Origin of the sequence: Clostridium sp., assembly GCF_032552055.1 — a bacterium.
In the GTDB taxonomy this organism is placed as follows: Bacteria; Bacillota; Clostridia; order Clostridiales; family Clostridiaceae; genus Clostridium.
Genome location: NZ_JAWGSV010000364.1, coordinates 1 through 2,236, shown reverse-complemented (window position 1 = coordinate 2,236; position 2,236 = coordinate 1). Strand labels below are relative to the sequence as shown.

The window sequence follows — 2,236 nt, the reverse complement described above, 5'->3', positions numbered from 1 at the left end:
GGCTGACGAACCTTTTAAAGCGCCTTAAGACGCAACGCAAGTAATATGCCCTTATAGGGCTAAGGAAAAACCACCAGCTAAGCTGGTGGATATTTATTTCTAAACTCTAATTCTGAAATCTAGGAATTATTCTAAAACTATAAATTTAATAAAATCTAGACTAAGTGATGGTTTTAGGTATAGAGATTTGTATAAACTAAATGTTCAGAGATCTATTAAAGTTGGTAGGAATCAGATGATCTACATTAATATATTAGAATACCCCGCGTTAGACTAGGGATTTAAAAGAGCTTATAGTTAGAGTATAATTTTAATAGGCAAATATAAGTATTAGCGAGAAAGTTTATATATTTTGTAAGTTAAGAATAAATATATTAAGTGGAGAGAAAAAGAGATGACAGTGGAATTAGAAAAGCATTATAATAAGTTTTGTGAAGAGAAAAGATTAACGAGAAGACATGGACAAGTTGAATATATAACTTCTATGAAATATATTCATGAATATTTAAATGAAAATAAAAATTTTAAAATATTAGATGTTGGAGCAGGAACAGGAAGATACTCAGTAGCATTAGCTAATGAAGGATATGATGTTACAGCGATTGAACTTGTGAAACATAATTTAGGTGTTTTAAAATCTAAGGGAAGTACAGTAAAAGCCTTTCAAGGAACTGCTTTAAACTTAGCTAGGTTTGAAGACAATACCTTTGATATGACATTGGTTTTTGGACCAATGTATCATTTATATACACTTGAAGATAAAATAAGAGCTTTAGAAGAAGCAAAAAGAGTAACTAAAGTCGGAGGAAAGATATTAGTTGCTTATCTAATGAATGAATATAGTGTAATTACCTATGGATTCAAAGAGAATAATATAAAAAAGTGTATTGAAAATGGAAAGCTTGATGAGAGTTATCATGTTATATCAGAGCCTGAAGATTTATATGATTATGTAAGAGTTGAAGATATTAATAAAATAAATGAAGCAGTAGGAGTAAAAAGAATAAAAATAATTTCAGCAGATGGTCCATCTAATTATATGAGACCAATTTTAAATGCTATGGATGAAGAAACATTTCAAACTTTTATTGACTATCATCTGTCTACATGTGAAAGACAAGATTTAATAGGGGCAGGTGCTCATACTTTAGATATTTTAATAAAAGAATAGTTAATGACCTTATTAATATGAGGAATTGTCAATATAAGTGTTATTTTTCTTGTTTGTAATACAGCAAGATTCTATTTCTACCTTACTATAAAAAATATTATTTATACTTCAACAAAGAATAAGTTTTATATTACATGTAATAATAAGGGAAAAAAGGGCGGAGGGACTATATGTTAAAGAAAAAGAAAACTATTATTTTAATTGTATTATTAGGATGCGCAATAATGGGATTTATAGATGCCGTAATAAGGCCTCAATATCTTACAAAGTCTTTTGTGAAAATTATACTGTTTTCCTTAATGCCAATTTTATATTCTAGATATGATAAAGACTTAAACTTAAATTCTTTATTTAAAGTTAAGAGTAAGAAGGAAATTATTATTGCTCTAATTTCTGGGGCTGCTGTGTTTTCATTTATTTTAGGTGCTTATCTAATTTTAGGAGGATTTTTTGATTTTTCAAATGTAGTTTCATCATTATCAGCAAATGTTGGTATTGATAATAGTAACTTTATATTTGTAGCAATATATATATCCTTTATTAACTCTTTATTAGAGGAGTTTTTCTTTAGAGGATTTGCATTTCTAAAATTAAAAGAAGTAGCAAGTAGAAAGTATGCATATATTTTTAGCTCTCTAGCCTTTGCTTTATACCATGTAGCTATGATGATAGGATGGTTTGATATTAGTTTATTTATTTTAACTTTATCTGGATTATTTGTTGGAGGAGTTATCTTTAATTACTTTAATGAAAAATATAAAAATATTTATGTTAGTTGGTTAATTCATATGTTTGCAAATTTTGCAATTAACATAGTTGGATTTGTGCTTTTTAATATGATTTAGAATAAGATATTATTAGATAAGGTTATATAGGATTTTAAGGAATTAATTTTGAATAAAGTAATACTGTATAAAGGTAGATGGATTTGTTAAGAAACAGATCTATCTACTATTTTTTTATTTAAATTTGGTTGCCTTAATTATTTCTATATAAGTTGTAATGAAATTTCTACATTTTATTAAGTTAATTCATATTTAAAATATTTCAGTTAGGTAATTACAC

General features: G+C 26.6%; 2 protein-coding genes. Both read left to right on the top strand.

The window, feature by feature from the left end; genetic code table 11:
• Window positions 1-394 precede the first annotated feature (394 nt).
• Complete coding sequence (locus E6248_RS15545) at window positions 395-1,171, top strand: methyltransferase domain-containing protein (RefSeq protein WP_316341676.1); 777 nt, start codon at window positions 395-397, stop codon at window positions 1,169-1,171.
• A gap of 170 nt (window positions 1,172-1,341) precedes the next feature.
• Complete coding sequence (locus E6248_RS15540; RefSeq protein WP_316341675.1) at window positions 1,342-2,016, top strand: type II CAAX endopeptidase family protein; 675 nt, start codon at window positions 1,342-1,344, stop codon at window positions 2,014-2,016.
• Window positions 2,017-2,236 lie beyond the last annotated feature (220 nt).

Coding starts and splice junctions, on each gene's coding strand:
- E6248_RS15545 (WP_316341676.1), top strand. CDS start 395: ATGACAGTGGAATTAGAAAAGCATTATAATAAGTTTTGTGAAGAGAAA.
- E6248_RS15540 (WP_316341675.1), top strand. CDS start 1,342: ATGTTAAAGAAAAAGAAAACTATTATTTTAATTGTATTATTAGGATGC.